Origin of the sequence: Methanolobus vulcani, from assembly GCF_006546655.1 — an archaeon.
GTDB lineage: Archaea > Halobacteriota > Methanosarcinia > Methanosarcinales > Methanosarcinaceae > Methanolobus > Methanolobus vulcani_A.
Genome location: NZ_VIAQ01000008.1, coordinates 1 through 23,169 on the forward strand (window position 1 = coordinate 1; position 23,169 = coordinate 23,169).

General features: G+C 38.8%; 15 protein-coding genes. 3 read left to right on the forward strand and 12 right to left on the reverse strand.

All coding sequences use genetic code 11. The features are described 5' to 3' along the window. Window positions 1–26: 26 nt before the first annotated feature. The 6 genes from FKV42_RS02510 to FKV42_RS02535 form a co-directional block, all read right to left on the reverse strand. Window positions 27–1,697, reverse strand: a complete 1,671-nt coding sequence (locus FKV42_RS02510; protein WP_196214023.1) for a coiled-coil domain-containing protein — start codon at window positions 1,695–1,697, stop codon at window positions 27–29. Next, complete coding sequence (locus FKV42_RS02515) at window positions 1,694–2,731, reverse strand: rod shape-determining protein (RefSeq protein WP_154808676.1); 1,038 nt, start codon at window positions 2,729–2,731, stop codon at window positions 1,694–1,696. The genes FKV42_RS02510 and FKV42_RS02515 overlap by 4 nt, the downstream gene beginning before the upstream one ends. 233 nt (window positions 2,732–2,964) lie before the next feature. Beyond that, window positions 2,965–3,858 carry a Ppx/GppA phosphatase family protein gene (locus FKV42_RS02520; protein ID WP_154808677.1) on the reverse strand — a complete coding sequence of 298 codons (894 nt, stop codon included), beginning with the start codon at window positions 3,856–3,858 and terminating at the stop codon, window positions 2,965–2,967. Beyond that, complete coding sequence (gene ppk1 / locus FKV42_RS02525) at window positions 3,855–5,927, reverse strand: polyphosphate kinase 1 (protein ID WP_154808678.1); 2,073 nt, start codon at window positions 5,925–5,927, stop codon at window positions 3,855–3,857. The genes FKV42_RS02520 and ppk1 overlap by 4 nt, the downstream gene beginning before the upstream one ends. 156 nt (window positions 5,928–6,083) lie before the next feature. Next, window positions 6,084–8,003, reverse strand: coding sequence for a CHAD domain-containing protein (locus FKV42_RS02530; RefSeq protein WP_154808679.1), 1,920 nt, complete (start codon window positions 8,001–8,003; stop codon window positions 6,084–6,086). A 65-nt stretch (window positions 8,004–8,068) separates the two neighbouring features. Then, a complete protein-coding gene (locus tag FKV42_RS02535) occupies window positions 8,069–8,413 on the reverse strand; it encodes a DUF362 domain-containing protein (protein WP_154808680.1) in 345 nt (114 codons plus the stop codon). 215 nt (window positions 8,414–8,628) lie between these two features. On the opposite strand from FKV42_RS02535, the gene FKV42_RS02540 reads away from it, so the two are divergent. The 3 genes from FKV42_RS02540 (at window position 8,629) to FKV42_RS02550 (ending at window position 15,873) form a co-directional block, all read left to right on the forward strand. Beyond that, window positions 8,629–9,840, forward strand: a complete 1,212-nt coding sequence (locus FKV42_RS02540; RefSeq protein WP_154808681.1) for an MgtC/SapB family protein — start codon at window positions 8,629–8,631, stop codon at window positions 9,838–9,840. Between the two features lie 9 nt (window positions 9,841–9,849). Then, window positions 9,850–11,415 (forward strand): polyphosphate:AMP phosphotransferase, encoded by a 1,566-nt coding sequence (gene pap, locus FKV42_RS02545; RefSeq protein ID WP_230375433.1) that lies wholly within the window; start codon window positions 9,850–9,852, stop codon window positions 11,413–11,415. Between the two features lie 513 nt (window positions 11,416–11,928). Beyond that, a complete protein-coding gene (locus tag FKV42_RS02550; RefSeq protein ID WP_154808682.1) occupies window positions 11,929–15,873 on the forward strand; it encodes a PAS domain S-box protein in 3,945 nt (1,314 codons plus the stop codon). 42 nt (window positions 15,874–15,915) lie between these two features. On the opposite strand, the gene FKV42_RS02555 is transcribed toward FKV42_RS02550, so the two are convergent. From FKV42_RS02555 to FKV42_RS14330, 6 genes are all read right to left on the reverse strand, one after another. Further along, window positions 15,916–17,169 carry a CYTH domain-containing protein gene (locus tag FKV42_RS02555; RefSeq protein WP_154808683.1) on the reverse strand — a complete coding sequence of 418 codons (1,254 nt, stop codon included), beginning with the start codon at window positions 17,167–17,169 and terminating at the stop codon, window positions 15,916–15,918. Between the two features lie 104 nt (window positions 17,170–17,273). After that, on the reverse strand, window positions 17,274–17,618 hold the full coding sequence (locus FKV42_RS02560) for a GNAT family protein (RefSeq protein WP_154808684.1): 345 nt from the start codon (window positions 17,616–17,618) through the stop codon (window positions 17,274–17,276). Window positions 17,619–17,647: 29 nt separating this feature from the next. Next, window positions 17,648–18,247 carry a CheR family methyltransferase gene (locus FKV42_RS02565; protein WP_154808685.1) on the reverse strand — a complete coding sequence of 200 codons (600 nt, stop codon included), beginning with the start codon at window positions 18,245–18,247 and terminating at the stop codon, window positions 17,648–17,650. Window positions 18,248–18,450: 203 nt separating this feature from the next. After that, entirely contained in the window at window positions 18,451–18,942 is a 492-nt protein-coding gene (locus tag FKV42_RS02570; protein WP_154808686.1) for a chemotaxis protein CheW, read from the reverse strand. 12 nt (window positions 18,943–18,954) lie between these two features. Beyond that, window positions 18,955–22,710, reverse strand: a complete 3,756-nt coding sequence (locus FKV42_RS02575; RefSeq protein WP_154808687.1) for a methyl-accepting chemotaxis protein — start codon at window positions 22,708–22,710, stop codon at window positions 18,955–18,957. A 209-nt stretch (window positions 22,711–22,919) separates the two neighbouring features. Next, window positions 22,920–23,135: a chemotaxis protein CheW gene (locus FKV42_RS14330; RefSeq protein ID WP_394348034.1), complete on the reverse strand. Its 216-nt coding sequence runs from the start codon at window positions 23,133–23,135 to the stop codon at window positions 22,920–22,922. Window positions 23,136–23,169 lie beyond the last annotated feature (34 nt).

Here is a 23,169-nt window from a genome sequence, read left to right on the forward strand (position 1 = left end):
CGAAGTTCTCTATAGTATTTATAGTATCACATGGGCTGTGTTTTGTCCATCAGTTCTATATTGGATTTTAGTATCTGTGAGAATACTTCGTTCTTCTTCACATCACATTTTGCTTCTTCAAGGTTTCTTTTAAGCTCTGTAACCGATGACTCAAGACTCTGTATATAGATTGTCTGCTGCTCAAGCTTATTATTTAGCTTCTTTATGTCAAGGTTCTGACGATGGATTGTGACATGATTGCCGATCTCATTATTTGTTTTCTCGATCATCTCGTCAAGTTCTTTTCTCTTATCTCCCATCTCGGCCAGCATTTTTTCCATCTCAGCCTCGAACTTTGAATTCTCGTTTCTCTTCTGGTCCAGATTCTCGCTTTCAGCTTTGATATCAGCTTTCTTTGCTTCAAGAGCTTTCATATCTTCCTGGAAAGCAAGTTCCTTTTCTTCGTGAGACCTCAGGTGCTCCTCATGCTTTAACTTGAGCTGTTCACGCTCAGCCTTGAACCCGTTTTTCATATCCTCAAAAGTCTTCTCGTAGGATTTGATCTTCTCTTCATGGTTCAGCTTGACCCTTTCATTTTCAGCCTCAAACTCAAGCTTTCTCTTCTCAAAGTTCTCCTCGCAGGCCCTGATCTCCTCTTCATGCTTTAATCTGATTTCTTCACGCTCAGCCTTGAACTCTGATTTCTTCTCATCGAAAGCCTTTATCTTCTCCTCAAAAGAAAGCTCCTTTTCCTGATGCTCTTTAAGCCTTTCTTCGTAGCTGGATACAGCACTCTCAAGTTCCTTTGCCTTGTTTCCAATATCCGAAATATCAGTCTGGATATGCTCTCTCATCTTTTCAATGGAAGATTGTTTCTCAGCAAGAAGTGATTCATCATCTTCTAGTTGTGTTTTAGCTGTCTGGATATCTGCCTTTTTTCTGTTGATCTCTTTTAGCTCTGAATAATATCCTGCCTTAATAACTTCAAGTGCTGCCTGGGAAGTTGCTTCACTGAACTCGATGGATAGCTCTTCTCCTTTTGAAAGCTGCTCCTCAAGTATCCTGCATTGTTCGTCCAGCTCAGACCTCTTTGCTGTGTATTGTTCAAATTCGGTTTTATAAGAGGATCTTAGGGAATCAAGTTCATCCATTTTAGTCTGGTATTCAGCAAAATCCTTCTCATGTTTCTGTCTGGATACTTCAAACTCTTTGATACGGGATTCAAGATTCTCGCGCTTCTTTTCAAACTCAGCGATCTCTTTTTCAAGATCATCTTTCTGATTCTGTGGAACAGCCTTCCTGGCTTTTTCTGTGGCTGATTTCAGGATTTCACACTTTTTTCGGAGTTGTTTTTCCTGCTGTGAATAATCGTTTTTTAGCTCATCGAGTTCTTTCTGTTTTTTCTCATACTCGCTAATATCTGCCTCATAGCGTTCTCTGATCCTAACAAGTTCTGCTTCCTTCTCAATAAGTCCCTCTATATTGAAATTGAAGCCTTCAGGGATATTGATTGTCTGAACTGTTTGAGTAGCATGATTGGTAAAAGTATCATCACTTCTTTCTGATGATGGCATATAATTCTGAGGACTTGAGGACGCAGTAGTATCTCCATTTTCATGTTCCTCTTTCATAACGGGTTTGCGGTAGATATTCGGGGTAAATCCCTTCGATGAATTTTCATTATCCTTATTCCTACCTGTTAAATTCAATGGATTCATACTATCATTTCCTTAGTTTTATTTTCAGCATTCAGCTGAGTCCAGAATTCCGGTGGCATATTCTTTGCAATTTCAAGAGCACCTTCTGAGATACCGTATACAGGATCTATGTCAGAAATGACTTTACCACCGCCAAGCACCCTCAGTTCGTTCTCGATGAAAGAATCAAGTCCCTCAAGGTCGCTGGTTCCTCCCAAAATATGGATGTTGTTCCTCAGTTTTTCACGCAGCTCCGGTTCAATATCAGATATCAGTTTAATAATTCCCGATACAATATCTGTCACAACGAACTCACACGCCAGTTGTAACTCTTCCATAATAGATTCCTGAACATTGCCACTTTCCAGAGGAACGTCAACAACACAGTTGTCTGAACCAGAACCCAGATGGCCGTGTTCTTCCTTCCATCCACTGGCAAGCTCCTCAGTTACCTTTGAATCTTCCCACCTTTCGCTGATAAGTTTCACGATCTCAGAATCAATGTCCTTTCCGGCACATGAGAGTCTCAGGCAATCATTTTCCCTGGGAACCTCACTGTCTATTATACAGATATCCGTTCTACTGTAGCCGATATCCACTATTATGGATTTGTCAGGAAGATTGTTCTTGTAGGATGCACAAAAGAGTTCATCAACAAGCATAGCACCTGAAAAAACCTCATTTGCAAGTTCAAGGAATTTGCGTTTGTATTCTTTGTTTGCATCTGAAGGAGTTCCAAGTATTGCAAAAGTATCTCTACTTGCATCAATATCATGCTTTTCAAGAATCGATCTCAGGAATTTTCTGCAAGCATCTATGTCTTCTTCTGTCCCAAGCTCACCTTTGAAAAGTTCTATTATATTCCCATCTGCCAGATCAAGCGCATCCTTTCCTGATATTACTTTTTGTTCCTGGCTGTTGCTGTTCTCATTGGAAAAAACAACTGTACTGCGTTCTGTGAATTTTTTACCTTCACTGGTACACACAGATGTTTTGAACATTCCTGCATCTATACCAATATACAGGCTGTTATCACTGGTTGTCTGATCTTCCATGTAATCAACTACTTGTTTTTAAGACCCACATGGAATTACAACAAAATACATGGGATCCATTTTCTTAATAAAAGTTGATTCGATTAAATCAGTATTTATATATTATGAACATAGGATTTGCCATCTATGGCTATATTTTTGCCAAATAAATTTCTATGTAATTAGAAAAAGGTACCAGCAAGCCATATGTTTCAAAAACAAACCATGTTCAAAAAACAGGGGAATTATGGGCGTTATTTTATATATGTATTCATATGTTTTTTATACAGTACATGTACTATTCCGTCAGCAAGACCCAGTTTTGGTACATGCATGTATTCAATGTCACCCCATTTCATAATGGAGTAATATATCTTAGAAGCAGGAACTATAACATCAGCCCTGTCAGGCTTTAAACCAAGTTTTATTATCCTTTGCTCCAGGGTAAATCCTTTCAGGTATTTTTTGAGCTGCTGAATGTCATCCCTTAAAAGGAGTGTACCGTCTTTTCTACCGGACATTCTGTAAAGTTTATTTATGTTGCCGCCACTTCCAATGGCATAATCAGGTGTGTGTTCATTGGTGACTTTCTTAACCCATTTCTTCATTTCATTCCAGTCATCCTTTGTCACAATACCTTCAAGCATTCGAATGGTTCCAATATTGAATGACCTGTATGCAAAGACCTCTTTTCCCTTAAACAGGATAAGTTCAGTACTTCCACCGCCAACATCCACATGCAGGTAAGTTGAATCGCTGCTTCCGATAATTTTCTCAATTCTGTTGGAATAGATTATTTTTGCTTCCTTCCTGCCGCTTATCACTTTCAGGTCAATGCCGCTTTTTTCCTTTATTTTGTCTATGATCTCGTCACTGTTATCTGCTTCCCGCATGGCTGAGGTGGCGCATGCCATGTAATCCAGTGGTTCATAGGCATCCATCAGGTATTTGAATCCCATCATGGTTTTTATGAGGCGTGCTTCTTTTTCCGGTGAGATATTATTGTGGATGAAAGCATCTTCACCAAGCCTGATTGGCATGCGTATAAACGATATCTTTTCAAAAACAGGCTCTATACCCTCAGAACCAACCTTTGACAGAAGAAGCCTGACAGCATTTGAACCAACATCTATGGCGGCAAATTTCATGAACTCTCCTCACTTTTCAGTTGCTTTTCAAGGAAAGCATATATGTCTTCCTGGGCACGGCAGGGTTTATGTTCATTTCTAACGTACTTGTTATTCTGGGTTTCGTTGATCATCCTGGCCTTTATATTGTCAGCGAACTGGATATTCATATGCTCTCTTAATTCATTTTTCAAAGAAACATCATATATTGGTGTTGCTACTTCTACACGCTTGTCAAGATTTCTTACCATCCAGTCAGCAGATGAGATGAAATATTTCTCTTCTTCATTGTTGCAGAAAATAAATATTCTGGAGTGCTCAAGATATTTGTCAACTATACTGATTACATCAATATTCTCACTTAGTCCTTCAACACCCGGAACAAGTGAACATATGCCTCTAATAACAAGCTTTATTTTGACACCTGCTTTACTGGCTTCATATAACTTGTTAATCATGTCACTGTCCACAAGGCTGTTCATCTTGGCATGGATGTATGCAGGTTTACCTTCTTTTGCGTTCTCAATTTCATTATCAATGAGTTTTTCAAATTTTTTACGCATTTGAAGTGGTGCAACAACAAGGTGTTCATAATCATAAATCTTGTAGTTATGCTCAAAGAAATCAAAGATTTTTTCAACCTCATGTGTGATGTCCTTATTTCTGGTCATCAACATGTGGTCACAGTAGAGTTTAGCAGTTGATTCATTGAAATTTCCGGTGCCTATGCAGGAATAGTGAACAGTATCTTCTCCTTCATTCCTGCTTATGTGGCAGAGTTTAGAATGCACTTTCAGACCAGGCACACCATCAATGATTCTTGCACCGGCATTTTCCAGTTTCTGTGTCCAGTAAATATTGGATTCTTCATCAAAACGTGCCTGAAGTTCAATAACAACAGTAACGGATTTCCCGTTTTTGATTGCGTTTATGAGTGCATTGACAACATTTGAATTGCGTGCAACCCTGTAAAGCGTGACTTTTATGCTTGTGACATTCGGGTCAATTGCAGCTTCTCTTAACAAATCTATGAAATAATCAAAAGATTGGTATGGATAGTGAAGAAGAATATCCTTTTCCCTGATAGCAGTAAGCATACTCTTATGACTTCTCAGGTCTTTATGTGGCAAAGGGTGCTTCTTTTCGTAATAGAATGATTCCGGTCCAATCTCCGGGAAACCCATGAAATCTTTTGCATTGTGATATTTACCACCTGGAACAAGGTTCTCGAAGTCCAGGATGTCCAGTCTTTTCAGAGTGAAATCAAGAAGATAATAAGGCATTTCCCTGTCATACACAAAACGCACTGGCTGGCCCTTTTTCCTTTCTTCAAGACTCTCTGATACCTTTTCAAAGAAACTCTTGGTTACATCATCATCAATATCAAGTTCAGCATCCCTTGTGAGTTTTATAGTGTATGCACCTATGGAATCATAATCAAAGGTTGAGAATATATCATCAAGTCCGAAACGGATGATATCATCAAGCATGATCACACATTTACGCCCGTCTGAATCCGGAAGATTGACAAAACGGGGAAGTACGTCTGCAGGAACTTCTATCAATGCAAATTTCGAGCTTTGAGGATCCCATTTCTTTCTGACATCGATAACCAGGTAAATTACCTGGTTTTTAAGGTAAGGGAAATCCGGAATATCCTTCAGCATTACAGGGATAAGACGTGGCCTGACCTTTTCCTGGAAATAGATTTTCAGGAATGTTTTCTGGTTATCATCAAGCTGGGTTTCATCAACGATAAAAATATTGTGAGTTTCAAGCTCCTTTGTCACGCTTGTGAAAGTTTTATCGAATTCATCTCTCAGTTCAAGTACGGTATTGTGCACCTCTTTCATAACTTTCTTCGGTGATACACCTACCATTGCTTTTGATTTTACACCTGCATCTATCATTCTTTGCAGGGTACCGACTCTCACACTGAAGAATTCATCAAGATTGGATGAGAATATTCCAAGGAATTTCAGACGTTCAAGTAAGGGGACACCGGGGTCCTTTGCTTCCTGTAACACTCTTGCGTTGAAAGAAAGCCAGCTGATTTCCCTGTTGACATATTCATTTACTTCATTTGACATAAAATTCATGTTTTTCAGTTTTGAAAACGTTAGAAAGCTGTTGTGTTTTGATAAAACAACAGTGATTCTATTATATAACACTTCATACAGTTTCATATATAGTAGTATATAGCACAATATAGCTTACATAATCAATACAATTCAAGTGGCAAGCGGTCAGGAGTTATAAATTCCTGCAATTGCCTGTGAAAACCTTACGCTGAAATCAGGGTCAATAACCTTAGACCATGCATCCGGGAATGAATCCAGCAAGGATACAAGTTCCTTTTTCCTGTATTCAATATATGCATCAACTCCGGGATAGTCCCTGATACTGACAGAGTCCTTCTTTCCGTGTGTCTCTCCCCACACGCCATATCTCTCAAAGTTCTCAAGCATTTCAAGTGCAACCACAGTATCATGCATGTCACCAAGATTATCCTGAAGGCCTTTGAGGTCTTTTATAAGGCTCTTTGATTCAGAACCAAGAACTTCCTTGAAGAACTCAATTGTATAACGCAGTATTTTCACATCTATTCTCAGCTGGTGGTACTTTTCAAGGTACGGATCAATTGTTGTGTCGTCAGTAAGTATATCACCATATGCTCTCACAGTTGCAAGCTGGGAATAAAGGAGCAAAGGCAGTACATCTGCAACTCTGGCTGGTATAGGTTCGCCATTTTTCTTTGCAGCTTTCATCTTCCATGCTTTCTTTTTCAGCAGATAATCTGCAAAGTTCTTTTTGAATTTATTATAACGTGATTCATCAAGGTACACAAGCATATTGCCACGATGCTTTGCTCTTTCAATGAGAATGGAATCTGTAAGAGGTTCAATTTCCATCACTCTCTCAGGTGGCTGTGCCGCAAGATAGTGATCGATCTTCTCAAGGAATACATCCATGTCACGTACTGTTCCCAGTGTCCTTCTTATGGATTTTACGTCCTTGTAATAGGAAGACATCTCTTTCATATTGAGATAGTCTTCAAGAACCTCTACAACAGAACGCATTCTCATTGCAGCAACTCTCATATCATGGAGTTCTTCAATATCCCTGCCAATCTTCGTACCTCTCTCATGTTCGATCATCTGGCCAAAGTTGTACATGAGGACTTTGCGTGCAGCTTCACGCATGGTATCGTCAGATTTGATATCTGTCTTTTTAAGTGACCTGAATTCTGCATAAGGAACAATAAAATCCTGTACATCAGCTGTTTCATTTGAAGAAAGCTCTTTTTCAGGCGAATATTCTGTTTTTTCGTCCTCTTTATCTTGAGTTTCTTCAATATCTTCAATCTCTTTTTCAATTTCAGGTTCAATAAGCTCAGCTATCTCGGGGAATTGTGTTGTTTCAAGATACGTAGTTTCTTCTTGTTCATCGTTGACATTACATATTTTTATGTCTTCGTCGCCGAATGCATCTATTGCAGTTTTAATTTCAGTAATGGAAATGGATTTTTCCTCATTGGGTTCCATAAACAGGGACTCCGGATGTTTTTCTTCTGAAGTGGTATTAATAAGGTAAGTATTTTCATTATCACTGGTGCCCGTAAGAAAAGCAGGCTCGTAGGTGCCAGATGTGATATTTGTCATTAGAATTCCTGCAAAGGTTGTAAGGACAGAACAATCATTGTGTTGCTTTTCAATAGGTTTAACATCATCTTTTTGCGGAGTAAGTTCCTGTTGTCTGGAATCTCCCAGTGCCTGCAGGAAATAATTTACAAAGATATTGATGAGCAGCAGGAAAATACCAATTGAATATGCTACTATTGCATAACTGACCTTTGGATAGACCCAGTTATCAGGGAAAGATGTCATGAAAACAAATAGTCCGATTGCGGATAATAACAGACCTGCAAGGAAAGAATAGTTTCGTGAAAGCTTCTGGCGTATTCCTGCGACATTGATTCCTGAAAGGATTAGAACCACACCAGTAGCAAGTAACATGCACACAACCAGAATGGTTTCTGTACCTGAACCACGGTTGAGCCTGCTAACGATGGCAAAAAGCAGTCCTGTCATGCATGACACCAGGCCTGCAAGAAAACCCAGTGATGCCGCTAAGGAGTATTTCTTTACAAATACATCCGATGACATTGTTCTCCCCTCAGCAAATATGATCTTCTCCTCATTATTCTGGTTATGTTTTCTATGATTGTAAATTAAAGTTTAATTCGTTTCAGTTCTTTTATCGTTCCGCGAATAATCTCCTGTTCGCGTTTAAGTTGTCGCAGCTGACTCTTGATCAGACGCTTCTTTGCACGCTTATTTTTAGATTTTTCAAGTGAGTTTTTTGCGGATTTAAGATTTTCATAGATTTTGAATTTCACAACGTCTTTGTCTTTGAGTATTGCTTTGACAGGGCATATTTTGATGCATTTTCCACAATTAATGCATTTTCCTTCTTCGATCAAGGCTTTTCCTTTTGCCATGTAAATGGCATCCACAGGGCATTTTTTAATGCACTTTTTACATGACACACATTTAACTTTATTAACCCATGGCATGATAGTTAAACCTCATTACTAATTTGTCAAGCAAATATAAAAATATGTAGTAATACATGTATTATAGTTAGTTATGCAGCCATCTGCATGCTACTATAATTGAACCCGCTTTGAGCAGGCATCAGAATAACTTCTTCAGGAGGGATGATATTATAAGTATTCAACCGGGCATTGATCCGTTATATGCCACTATACTGGAAAAAATTGTACTTTCAATGATGATAGGCATACTTATCGGTCTTGAAAGGGAACACTGGCGTGCTGACAAGAAGATATTCGCTGGTGTCAGGACTTTTTCCATAACGTGTATTGCCGGTACTCTTGCAGCATTCCTGGTTGATTATATTGGCATGTGGATACTCATACTGACAACATTGCTGGTGGTATTTGCCTCAGCTTCCCTGATTTACCTGGTCAATATCCTCAAGGGAAAATCAGGTCTTACAACAGCTATTGCGTTGTTCTGTACATACCTTTTGGGAATAATCGTTGCCGAGGGTCTTTATCTAATAGCCATAGTTACAGGTTTGCTAATAACTTTCCTGCTTATTGAGAAAAAACCACTTCATTCATTTGCAGAACACCTCTCTGATGAAGATATTAGCAGTGCACTCAAATTCCTTGCAGTTGCTTTTGTATTGTATCCTATAATGCCTGAAGAACCGATCTTTGGAATAATAAATCTCAAGCAATCCATACTTATTGTTGTGCTTGTTTCTTTCATTAGTTTTGTCAGTTATGTCTCCCTGAAAAAAATGGGTCCCAAAGGAGGCATCCCCTACTCAGGTTTCTTTGGAGGTTTCATTAGCAGTGAAGCAACAGTTGCAGCCCTTGCAGGCCTGTCAAAAAAAGGTCCTTTGCTAAAAGATTCGGTTCACATCGGTTCTTTATTGTCGGTTGTATCCATGATTATCAGTAACACTATAATTGCACTGATAGCAGACCCAACAGCTCAGACAGCTATGATCATGGCTCCTCCTTTCATTATAATGGGAATAGTGGCTCTTGCATTTGTGGCGATCAAATGGAAAAATACAATAAATCCTCAGGAGACGATCGAGATAGGGTCTCCTTTTGCTCTTGGTCCGGCATTTAAGTTCGGTGCTGTTTTTACAATTCTGCTCATTATTGCAAATTATGCAAATGTATATGGGGGAGCAGAAGGAACCTATATAACTGCACTGGGCGGTATAGTAAGTAGCTCTGCAGTTACTGCTTCCGTTGCAGCCCTTGCTTTTTCAGGTAATATCTCCATTCATACTGCCGGTATTACAGCTGTACTTGCAGGTCTTGTAAGCACTCTTAATAAGCCGCTATATATCAAAGTCAGCGGTTCACCGGAGTTTTTCAGGACAGCAATATTATCTTTCATAGTTATTGCACTGGCCGGAGCAGCCACCTTGCTTGTATGGAGTTTCTATATCTGATATATATAAATGAAAATAATTTCTCTCAATATAACTATATATTCAAAGATAATTGATAATGAAGATGATAATATGCTTGAAAATGTAGATCTTACCAAAACTCTTCCAAAGGATGAATATAAAATGCTAATGGAAGACCTGAAAATACGGATGGGGGAACTACAGCGAAAAGCGTGGAAAATGGATATTCCAATTATTATTGTTTTTGAGGGATGGCATGCTTCAGGTATGTCTGAGATCATCAACAGGTTTCTTCTTACATTAAATCCAATGGGCTTTAACCTGCACACCACCGGAAGACCCTGTTACCAGGAAGAACAGAAGCCTCTGTTGTGGCGTTTCTGGACAAAGATTCCGGAAAAAGGCAGAATGGTAATTTTTGACAGAAGCTGGTATCGCAGAATTATCATTGAACATAACAAGAAGGGTAAAACCAATAAGAATATGCAAAAATGCCTTTCCAATCTTAACTATTTTGAAAGACAGCTCACAGACGGCGGTTACCTTGTGATAAAACTGTTCCTGCACATAAGCAAGGAAGAACAGGATAAAAGATATCAGGAAATGAAGGATATAGGAATCCCCCAGTTTATTATTGAAGAGGAAGAAAGAGATTACCTGGATGGATATGATAAATATCTGCCACTAATTGAGGGGATCCTTGAAAAAACAGATCGCTCTTTTGCACCCTGGACAATTGTAGAAGCAAATGACAGGGATTTTGCAACCGTCAAAGTACTGGCAAAGGTCATAGAATCCATAGAATACAAGATACAGGATATTGAAAACAAGGCATTGGTGGAACAAAACCATAAGAATAACGATTGTATTATTCCCAATATCGACTCTTCCATTCTGGAAAAGATCGATCTTGATAAGAGTCTCACTTATGAGGAGTACAAGAAAGAAAAGAAAAAATGCCAGAAAAAACTGAAAACTCTACAGTATGACCTTTTTAGAAACAGGATATCACTTATTGTTGTATTTGAAGGCTGGGATGCCTCCGGTAAGGGCGGTAGTATCAGGCGACTTGTTAAGGAACTAAATCCAAGACTTTACCAGGTAACTCCTGTAGGTGTGCCCACTCCTGATGAACTTCGACGTCATTACCTGTGGAGATTCTACAACCAGATCCCTGAGGCTGGTCACATTGGAATATATGACCGAAGCTGGTACGGAAGAGTGCTGGTTGAGAGAGTTGAAGATCTCTGTAATTTTGAGGAATGGAAGCGTGCCTACAGGGAGATCAATGAATTTGAAGAAACTCTTTCCAATTACGGTACTATAATTGTCAAATTTTGGATGCACATTGATAAGGATGAGCAGCTTAAAAGGTTTAAACAGCGTGAAGATACAGAATATAAGCAATGGAAGATAACTCCTGACGATTGGCGCAATCGTGAGAAATGGGATCTCTATCTTGATGCTGCCGATGAGATGCTGAAAAAAACCAGTACTACATGGGCGCCCTGGACTATTGTGGAGTCCAATGACAAGTACTATTCCCGAATCAAAATTATGAACACGGTCATTGACCGTATTGAAAATACGCTAAGGGAACGCGGGCTTCAGTAATTATTTTAAGATACTTCACGACAATCCGGTTGATTGAGAAGTAGCAGATTATTCTTTATCCGTCTTCTTATCTGAAGCGAACAAGAATGCTCTGATTTATTTTCTATTTTCTTTTATTTCCATGCAAGAAAAGATTGATAAAGGCATGCATATAACTACATACAACTATTAACGATACTAATCAGGTACAACCTTGTATTTGCAAAAAATATTTGCAAGTGCATTTGGATTTTATGGCCTGGAAACGGGTAATATTCACATTTTTGTATCTGGTCATGTATTTTATATTAATCTGTGTATAAATTGCACTGGAAACAGGGGGGTACTTATGACCAATATAACCACTCAATATACAAAAATACTGATATAGACGGCAAATATATAATATAAGGTGTATTAATATGTGTGTTTCTATTCAAAAGATGAACTCCATGATATAGTATAATATCTTACATTTCAAAACCCCGGTGAAACAAGAATAAGTGGTTCTAAACAGCAGCGAATGAGGGAAAAATGAAAGATAAAACCAATTCCGAAGATTTCATATTTAATACAAAAACAGTTGGCACCCAGTTATTCAACAATGATTATGCAGTTATGTTACTTGTTGATCCTGAAAATCTGCACATTATTGATGCCAACAATGCTGCTTCCACTTATTACGGCTGGTCATCTGAAGAACTTTTACAGAAGAAAATGAGTCAAATAGATATACTGTCTGAAGAAGAGCTTAAAGCTGAAATTTCTAAAGCAAAAAAAGGACTTAAAAATCATTTTACTTTCAGGCATCAACTGCGTAATCATGAGATTCACGATGTTGAGATTTGTGCAATTCCGATAAATACTGACGAAAAAACCTTGCTATGCTTTATAGTTCAGGATGTAACTAAAACAAAACAGTTAGAAGAAGAACTTAACTTTGAGGAAGCCAGGTTAAGAAGCATCCATGAGATATTGGTATCAAAACACGACTCTATACAGGATTTCCTTGATTTTACTCTCAATGAAGCTATAAAACTAACGAATAGTAAAATTGGTTACATCTATTATTATAATGAAAAAAGAGAACAGTTCATTTTAAACACATGGTCTCAAGACGTTATGAAGAAATGTGAGATCACAGAACCTCAGACGATATATGATCTTAAGGAAACAGGTATTTGGGGCGAAGCGGTCAGGCAACGTAAAACGATAATTATAAATGATTTTCATGCTCCAAACCCTTTGAAAAAAGGCTATCCACAAGGCCATGTCAAACTTCATAAGTTCATGACTGTGCCAATTTTTAAGAACAACAAGATCGTTGCTGTGATCGGTGTTGCCAACAAAGAATCAAATTATAATGATAGCGATTCTCTGCAGCTTACTTTACTTATGGATTCCGTATGGAACATCATAGGAAAGATAGGAGCTGAGAATGCACTAAAAGAAAGTGAAATGAAATTCAGAGGACTTTTTGAAAACGATATTAGTGGTGTGGGAATCCACAAAATGGTTTTTAATGATAATGGTGACCCAATTGATTATATCTTCCTTGATGCAAACGAAGCATTCGGAAAACATACCGGACTGAAAGTAACCGATATCATAGAAAAACGTGTTACTGAAGTTCTTCCGGGTATTGAGGAAACTTCTTTGATAGAAACATATGGAAATGTCGTACTAACTGGAAAACCTGTTATTTTTGAAACATATTCACCACAATTGAATAAGCACTATAGTGTTAGTGCGCATAAAGTTGACAATGATTCTTTTGCTGCTGTATTCCAGGACATTACCGAGCGTAAACAAGCAGAAAATGCTATTATTGAGAGAGAGGAGCAATACAGGACTCTTTTCACAGAGGCGCCGATCTCAATAATAATACATGACAGGATAAGCGGAGAGATTATAGATGCCAATCCTAAAACCTGCGAAATGTATGGTTTTTCTTCACTTGAGGAGCTAAAAACAAATGATTTCTGGATCGAGCCACCATATTCTTTTGACGATGCACTGAGGTGGATACATAAAGCTGCAGATGAAGGAACTCAGGAATTTGAATGGTTCAACAGAAAGGTAACAGGAGAACCTTTTTGGGAGCATGTTCGATTGAGCCCTGTGACTATCAATGGTGTGGAAAGGGTCATGGCGACAACAATAGATATAACTGAACGTAAAAATGCAGAGATCGCACTAAAGAATAGTGAGGGACAACTGCGTACTTTAATAGATTCTATTCCTGATCTTGTATGGCTAAAAGATGTTAATGGAGTCTATCTTTCGTGCAATTATAAATTTGAACGCTTCTTTGGAGCAAAGGAAGAAGAGATATTTGGAAAAACGGATTATGACTTTGTTGATAAAGAGCTTGCAGATTTCTTCAGACAAAAGGATATTGAAGCATTAGAAGCTGGCCGACCTTCTGTTAATGAGGAATTGATCACCTATGCGGATGACGGTCACGAAGAAAATCTGGAAACCATTAAAAGCCCTATGTATGATTCCAGTGGAAAACTCATAGGGGTGCTTGGTGTTGGCAGGGACATTTCTGAAAGGAAAAAAGCTGAAAAGGATATTTCAGAAGAACGTAAACGTCTGTCTAACATCATTGAAGGTACAAATGTCGGGACCTGGGAATGGAATATACAGACCGGTGAAACTTTATTCAATGACCGATGGGCCGAAATAATTGGTTATACTCTGGATGAACTGACTTCACTTGATATTCAAACATGGAGGAAACTAGTCCATCCTCTGGATATGAAAAGAGCAGATATCCTTCTTAACAAACATTTTGCAGGTGTTTTAGAATACTATGAACACGAAGCACGCATACGACACAAGAATGGGGATTGGATATGGGTACATGACCGTGGTAAGGTTATAGAGTGGGATGAAGATAACAATCCGCTTCTCATGTATGGAACTCATTCAGACATTACAGAGAAAAAGAGAGCTGAAAAGAAAATCGAAGAAGAACGTACTAGAAGGAACATCTTCGTTGAACAATCAAATGATGGAATTGTTGTTGTTAATGACAAAGGTGAGGTTGTTGAGGCAAACCAGAAATATGCGAATATGCTGGGCTATTCTATGGATGAAGTTCTCCAATTACACGTATGGGACTGGGAATACATTTCATCACCTGAAGAAATTCTTGAGATAATAAACGATATTGATGAGTCCGGATTTACATTTGAGACATGCCACCGTCGTAAAAATGGGGCTTTGATCGATGTGGAAGTTAGTTCGAACGGAGCGATTATCGACGGTCAGAAACTGGCTTTTTGTGTTTGCAGGGACATTACTGACAGAAAGAGAGCGGAGGAAATGTTGAGGCAGGCTCAACAGAAGTACAGGCAGGCATATAAGTTATTGCAGGAAGTTATTGAAAGTCCAAGGGATGTTGTCATATTCGCCCTTGATAAAAATTATCATTACATTACTTTTAATGAAAATCATCAACATATAATGGAACATATATGGGGGGCCAGAATAGAAATTGGTTCCTGTATGCTGGATTACATCAAACATCCAGAAGACGTGGAAAAGGCAAAAGCTAACTTTGATAGAGTACTTGCAGGAGAAGCCTTCACAACTGTAGAAGACTATGGTGATTCCTTAGCCGAAAGAAAATGGTATGAGAATGTTTATAGTCCCCTTGAAGATGATGAAGGAAATATTATCGGGCTTACGTTGTTCATAACTGACATAACTGAAAGAAAGCAGGCTGAAATGGCTCTTCTTCAAGCCAAAGCCCTTGCTGAAGAATCCAATAAAATAAAATCAGAATTCATTGCAAATATGAGCCATGAACTCCGCACACCTCTTAATTCAGTTATTGGTTTCTCACAGGTACTAAATGATAAAATATTCGGGGAGTTGAATGACAAACAAACAGAGTATGTTGGCAATATAGTAAAAAGTGGAAATCATCTGTTAGAATTGATCAATGATATCCTTGATATTTCAAAAATAGAATCTGGCAGTATGGACTATGATCCCGAAACAATTGATCTTTATTTAGAGATATATGAGGTCATATCATTGATGGCTCCTCTTTTCAAAGAGAAAGAGCATGATTTTGAAGTCAATATTGAATATGAGAAACTGGAAATCAATGCTGATAAGTTAAAGATCAAACAGATAATTTTTAATCTTCTTAGCAATGCTATCAAATTCACACCTGAAAAAGGTAAAGTGCAGCTCAAATCTAAAATATTGGATGGCAATGTTCAGATATCCATATGTGATAATGGCATAGGTATTCCTCCAGACAAGCAAAAAGTTATATTTGATCCATTTAAACAGGTTAGTTCATTCATAAACCGCAGTCATGGTGGAACAGGGTTAGGGCTTGCAATTGTCAAACATTATATAGAGATGCATTCAGGAGAGATCCATGTTGAAAGCAATGTTGGCGAGGGTAGTACTTTTACTATTACAATACCAATAAATCAGATTAATGATCTGTAAGGATATCAACTTCAAAATGAAAACGAACGGGGGGAGCGGGCTTCAGTAATCTTCCCTGAAATATATGTCCCTATCAAAAAGAAGGCGCCAGAGGTCCGCTTTTGTGTCTGCTCTGTCTGCATCAATGCTGGCTCCTTTTCCGGTTATTTTTACGATGATATCTTCCTTTGTGAGATCGATCTCAGCAATTGTACTTCCCATTCTGCTGTAATCCAAACCATCAGCCATTCTTAGTATGGCTGCAAGTTTGAGCATATCATCCTGCATCTGTGAGGGAAGTGATAGGAATTCCTTTTTCATGGATAGTTTATCCAGTTTTCTCCGGTCTATTCTTTTCTTATGCAGGAATGTCATCCATGGAAGAAAAGCATAGAGTGGATATGGAAGTTCATCAGGGCATGTCTCTGAGAGAATATCCCTGCCAACCTTATGATGTTCCTTTGCATCGGTCATGACTCCGATATCGTGAACAATCGAGCTAATTCTTAGAGTATGCAGCAATTCATTGCGTAAATGATGTATGCTTTTCAGTTCATTAAAAAGCCTGTAGGAATTTTCTGCAACTCTCCTTGCATGTTCTCTCTCAATACCATATTCCTCTATCATTTCTTTGAGCGGAGAAATATTGACAGTTCTATTTTCACTGTCTATATTGTAGTTCAATATGTTTGCATTCTTCCTTACATTTTCCATAAAAAGTTCAAGGCCATTATCGAACTTTGAACTACTTCCAGGAGTAAGTCCCTCATCATCCCTGAGATATTCAGCTATTCTGTTCAGTTCTGCTTCAGTGCCTTCACCTGTAAGTTCCACTTCCAGTTCAAGATAACTTTTCTTGCTTTTCTCGCAGGTAAGAACCACATCGTCAAAGCTCATCTCTGCAATCTCTCTCTGGTCAATGCTCAGTGGGATATCTGTCCTTTTGTGCGTTACAGTAAACAAAGGAAACAGTTCTCCGGAGCTAATGATTGAAAGTACTCTTTTTTTGAGAATACAATTATCCCAATCTTTTACAGGCAGCTTCTCAGTAAGTGTGAACTCAACTTCTTCCCTCATATGTATAAGAGAAGTTGATGTTGAAAGTGATTTTAGTGTATAGGTTACTTTCTCCCCTTTCTCACGGCAGCGAAATGAAAAACCTGAAGCGTAAATAGCCATATCCATTGTATCAAGATAGGTATCAGTGAATTCTTTATCTACTGACTTGCCGGTGCTGAATCCTGCAACAGATGTGATACCTTTGAGTTTTTCAAAGATATCTCGTTCAGATATGAGGAACTTAGCTTCAATTTCCATACTGAGAAATATGTGTCAAAACTAAAAAGGTTTACTTACATTAATGCAGAAAAATAGAAATGAATAACTGTAATTGGATTTGAATGAATAATTAGAGCATTTAATCAGGTATTAGCTCCAGAAACCGGACATGTTTTCATGAATATGTAGGAGCCATCTCCTCTGTTGACAAATCCCATCTTTTCCCAGAAACCAATTGCTGTAGGTCTTACTCTGTCAGCAACAATAGTGCCAAATTGTGATTTGAAAAAGTCAATTGTTCTTTTTCCGTAATGTTTGCCTTCAAATTCCGGGAAAATGGTGATGGAGTAGATTATAAGGACGTTACCTTCCACCTTGCCCCTGGTTTTTCCTACTCTTTTATCTCTTCTGTCTATATTCATCCACCTGCATTCTGAACCCTTTGTAGGTGGAAGCAGCGTGAATTTTAGTTCCTGGGGCATGTTCATAACCTTTCTATCTGATGTGTAAAATATGACTAGTTCAGTTTACGGTACAATTGTGCGTTTGCAACTACCGGTTCGAAGTACTCCTGGAGTTCAGCTGGCATTTTCTGGGTTTGTTCTGTTGCGAAATAGCCACTGTCAAGTGAATCATGGAACATCTGCATGACTTCTACTCTTTCGGCTTCTGTGAAGTGCAGAAGGACATTTTTGCAGAGAATTAGGTTTAGTCCTGACCTTATCGGTTTCATGTCAAGAAGGTTATGCTTTTTAAAATCCACACTTCTTCTGATCTCATCGGATATCTGGAAGTGGTCTGACTCATCTGCTGCTGAGAAATACTTGTCAAATATTGGCTTTGGTATTCTCTGAACCATTTCTCTTGGGTAGATTCCTTCTTTGATAATGTCACCAAAGAGGTTACTGTTATCAATATCAGTTGCGTGTATTTTCACATTCCTGAAGGTCATTCCCATATTCTCTCTTAATACTATGGCCAATGAGTACGGTTCAGGGCCCATTGCACAACCTGCGTCCCATATATGTATATATCTCCGGCTTCTGAGCTCTGGAATTACGTAATCTCTGATCATTTCCAGCGTTTGCATGTCCCTGAAGAAATAAGTAAATGCCATAATTTTTCCTCTCCTATATTAAAAGAATTACGTGCTCATTTATATATTCTCGTTATTATATATACATAATGTTTCAAAGTCAATGAAGTATGATCATGCTTAATGATAATGGTAGGTAAATTAAGAGATTGAAAAACAAAGTAAAGAGTATTTTTGAGTAGATAAAAAAAGTCTAAAAAATAAAAAGAGAAAATCCTGCCTGATCAGGCAAGATTTGCTATCTCTGCAACTTCCTTCTTGTTCATGACCTTTGCAAGGTCAAGAAGGATCAGAAGGCGGTCATCAATCTTTCCAACACCGGTAATGTATTCGCGGCTGATGGTTGAAGTCACAAGTTCAGGTGCAGGATCAACACTTGATTTTGGAATTCTCAGGACCTCATTAACTGAATCGACTATCATTCCAACAACATTCTCGCCTATCTCAACGACAATGATGCGTGAATTAGAGTCAATTTCCTTTGAAGTAAGGTTGAATCTTTTATCAAGGTTAATGACAACGATAATCCTGCCACGAAGGTTGATTACTCCCTCAACGAATTCAGGAGATTGTGGGATCTGAGTGATCTCCGGCATCCTGATTATTTCCTGCACTTTCATTATCTCTACGCCAAATTCTTCGCCACCCAACTGGAAAACTACCATTTGTAATAATTCATCAGTCGGGCCATTTCCGGATATTGAAACATCTTCCATTTTTTCATCTCATTATACGAGGATATGTTCCTCGGTCTCTATTTCTTCCCTTTTCTCTGGGCTGGCAGTATTCCCGCCTTTCATGGAAACGGATTCTAAAATAAATTTATCAACTACAGCTTTCATATCACCTGCAAGACTTGAAAGGTCTTCTGCTGATCTGGAAAGTTCCTGCATTGTTGCGGTCTGCTGTTCGACAGCTGCGGATGCTTCTTGGGTTCCTGCAGCAGATTCTTCTGATATGGCACTTACTTCTTCAACAGAGGAAGTGACTTCTTCAATTGAAGCAGACTGCTCCTGAGCTGCTGCTGCAATATCCTGTACCATATGTGCGATGGTGTTTCCGGATTCGACTACATTCTGGATAATGGCAGCAGCTTCTTGAAGGGCAGTTGCTCCGAGCTCAACTTCTTCTGAACCCTGCTGCATTGATGTAACCGCATTCTGTGTTCCTTCCTGGATCTCACCAATAAGGCCTGATATCTGTTTAGCTGCATTACCTGAATCTTCAGCAAGCTTCCTTACTTCATCTGCAACCACAGCGAATCCACGACCATGTTCTCCTGCACGTGCTGCTTCAATAGCTGCGTTCAGTGCAAGAAGGTTGGTCTGGTCTGCAATATTGGTAATAAGGCTCACGATTTCACCAATCTGTTTGGATTTACCGTCAAGCTGCATAATTACATTTGATGATTCACCAGTAGCTTCTTTGATAGAATCCATCTTCATAACAAGATCTTTAGTAGTTAGACCAAGGGTGTTAATCAGCTCATTTGAATCCTTTGCAGTCTCGGCTGCTTTCTGTGAGTTAGTTGCAACTTCCTGCACTGTCATGGTCATATCAACCATTGCACGTGAGACTTCTTCAGTCTTTGATGCCTGGCTCTGTGCTCCTTTTGATATTTCAGATACAGTGTCAGATATCTGATACGAGGCAGATGTCATCTCTTCAACTGATGCTGACATCTCTTCGGATGTAGATGCAACATTTCTGGAGCTGTCAAGGACAATAGAAACAACATTATTCAATGACTTTCTTGCATTTTCGATACCATCTGTCAGCTTCTTGATGTCATTTTCAGCAACAATGGTAAGTGGTTTTGAGAGATCATTATTTGAAATTGCATCAAGAACGGCACTTGATTCTTCAATCAGACCCTGCAGCTTATCACCAAATGTATTAAGAGCATCAGCAAAGTTCTTGAAATCACCGTTAGCTTCTAATTCAAACCTTGCATTGAGAAGGCCCTGACTGTATTCATCGACTATGCGCATTGCTTCATTTACAGGCGCTGCCAGTGCATCAAATGCCACATTCACAGTGCTGATCGCATCACTGAAACGTCCTTCAAAACGAGAATAATCTGCTCTGTAAGCCAGATCTCCAGCTTCTGCTGCATTACCGAGTTTTATGAACTCATCAACTATGCCTTCTATGTTGCTCATCATTGTGATATAACATGGAATGAGTTCATCATTATCTGAGCGTTTTCCGATTTTCTTGAGATTCTCAAGGTCATTAAGATCACCCACTGCTATTTTCTTATTTATATCCATTACGTGGGTGATTCTGTCAAGAATACCGTTTGTAGCTGATGCCACTTCTGCATAGATTCCCTGGTAATTTCCTTCAACTTTTCTTGTATGGTCATTGTTAACCATGACCTGTAGGACTTCATTTGCTTCTACAAGACCGCCAAGACCATCAATACAATCATTGATATTATTCTTGAGCATATTGAAGTCTCCCTGATATTCCTCTGTGATCTTTTCAGGAATTTCTCCTCTGGATATCTGTGCAACATAATCTGCAGCTACGTTCAATGGATCAATGACTGCATCAAGTGTATCATTAACTCCCTGTACAATTATCTGGTAATCTCCCAGATGCTTGGACGCATCTGCTCTTGTATCCAGGCTTCCTTCTACTGCAGCGTTTGAAAGCATTTCCACGTCTTCAATCATTTCTCCGACTGCTGCCGTTACTTTCTGCAGGTTGTCATTAATCTGTACGAAGTTTGATCTTGACTCTACAGTGTTCTCATTACCAGTTTCTACTGTAAGGTCAAGTGCAAGGTTTCCTTGTGCCAGTAAGTTGAGGTTTGCTGATAGGCGGTCTACTTCCACCTTAGTATATTCATTGTTCTGCAGTATGGCTGTGAGGTCAGTTACTGTCTCAACATAACCGATCGGTTCACCTTTTCTGTTCTTCAGGAAAGCAGTATCCTGTTTACATTTAAGATCATACCAGTCGAAATAACTCTCTTTAACTCCTTTTTGTAACTTTTTAATACCACAGTTTTCTGTATTACAGATATTGGCACCTGCACTGCTACATGGCATTCCTTTTGCCTGGCATCTTTCAGTGACAACTCCCTGATTAACCATCAGCTCTTCAAATGCCTTGTTCAGGAATACCCAGTTCATATCATTATCTATTACATGTATTGGGAATGGTACTGCATCAATAATAGCTTCATACCAGTCAGTCTTATCAACAACAGTATCAAGGGTTCTGTTTATTCCATTTACAACAGTGCGGAAGTCTCCTTGATGTCTGGTTTCATCAGCACGTACATCAAGCTGATCATTGATGGCAGCCTGTGCCAGCATCTCAGTGTCTTCTATCAAAGCATTTACAGCATCAATGCACTGGTTGAGGTTGTTTTTGATCTCATTGAAGTCACCATTATATTCTTCTGTTATCTTTTCAGGAATATCTCCTTTTGAAATGCGGTCAATGTATTCTGCATTCACATTAAGTGGGGCGACCAGGGCATCAAATGCATCGTTTACAGTAACAATAGCTTCCTGGAAAAGACCATCAAATTCCGAAGCATCCACTCTGTAATCCAGAGTTCCGGCTTCAGCAGCCTGCCCAAGTTCAATGAATTCATCTGCCATTCCTTTAACAGTTTCCATGAGCCTGATGGTGTATGGCAATAACTTGTCGTTCTCTGAACGCTTTCCAGCCTGTTTGTATCTTGGAAGGTCGCTGAAGTCACCTTTTGCCATATACTCAAATGTACGCTGGATATTCAGTAGTCTGTTGCGAACCTCATTGACTGCGTATGCGTTGTCTTTGAAAATTCCATCGTATTCTCCTTCAACTCCAGTTTCAAAGTCATTGCCAGCCATTTTGAGCAGAACATCTGTGCTTTCGTTCAATGGTTTTGCCATAGAGTCAAGAGTATTGTTCAGGTTCTCTATGATGGTCCTGAATTTTCCGCCATGTCTGGTGGCATCTGCACGGATATCAATGTTGCCTTCTGATCCGGCTTTTGCCAGCATGTCTGAATCTTCGATAAGAGCATTGATAGCATCTACGCAAAGGTTGAGATTGTCTTTAAGCTCGTTGTAACTGCCTTTGAATTCTTTTGTGATTTTAGGAGGAATATCTCCGTTAGAAAGGCGGGTTACATACTTTGATGCAGCCATAAATGGAGTTACAATTGCATCGGTCATTTTGTTGATTCCTGCTGCAAGATCTCTGAATTCTCCTTCAAAGTCTTCAGGTTTTATTCTCACGTCAAGTTGACCTTCAACTGTTGCATTCACCATCTGGTTTACTTGCTTTGATAGTTCCTGTTGCTGTTCAGCTTCATTTTTCCATCCTGCAGCTTTTTCCAGAAAAGCGTTCAATGCTTCTGTCATCTCTTTCTCGGTGCCTGTTGACTCAGCGCCCAGTCTAATGTCTGACCTGCCTTCTTCAAAAGAGTCCAGAACACCGATAATTTCACTATATAACTTGTTGTTTTTCCCTAACATGTTTTCACCCTATAAAAAGTCGAATTGCATGTGTTTAACTTTTACACATTCACTTCGTATTATGCCAACTACTAGTTCTGTATAATTATAATTATGCAGATTTAAAGATGAATATAATTATATAAAAACATATCTTTAAAAACTATATTATTGCACAAATATATTCATTGGAATTTGCGGATAGTGTTTTTATTATTATAATACTTATTCTAAAATAAATCACGATATCCAGAATTTATAATACTCAATTGTTCATCTTTTCCTAATATCTTTCTGGAATCTATCAATAGAAGAAGACAATCGTCAAGTTTACCTACGCAGGCACATGGAGATTGTAGAATTCTGAACGGTTCAGGGATATGTATTATTTCCTTTACGTTCATAATGTCCATTCCAAATTCTTCACCCTGTAAATTGAAAAACAACTACCAGAAGCGTATCTCTGGTAGTTGTAGATAT